The following is a 380-nucleotide window of genomic DNA, read 5'->3' on the forward strand; positions in this document are numbered from 1 at the left end:
GAAACAACTCTAAAATCCGGCTGACATTTGGAGGGTGACCGTCATGGCTACTCAGCAGACCCGTTCGCTTGCCCGCTTCATGATGGCGCCATCGGTGATCCTACTGTTCGTCTGGATGATCGTGCCGCTTGCCTTCACGCTCTGGTTCTCGTTCCTGCAATACAATCCGCTGAACCCGATCCGCGACGGTTTTGTCTGGTTCTCCAACTACAAGCTGTTCTACTCCAACCCGGCATTCTTTGCGGCCATTCTCAACACGCTGACCATCGTCGTCAGCGTGCTGGTGATCACGGTGGTCGGCGGCATCCTCCTGGCGATGCTCATCGACCAGCCGATGTGGGGACAAGGCATCGTCCGCATCCTCGTCATCTCGCCGTTCT

Annotated in this window: 1 pseudogene; it reads left to right on the plus strand. The window is 56.8% G+C overall.

Annotated elements, in window-relative coordinates:
• Positions 1 to 43: 43 nt before the first annotated feature.
• Positions 44 to 380, plus strand: a pseudogene (locus tag EN862_RS35030) (sugar ABC transporter permease); the annotation flags it as partial.

This window comes from Mesorhizobium sp. M2E.F.Ca.ET.219.01.1.1 (assembly GCF_004016445.2).
In the GTDB taxonomy this organism is placed as follows: Bacteria; Pseudomonadota; Alphaproteobacteria; order Rhizobiales; family Rhizobiaceae; genus Mesorhizobium.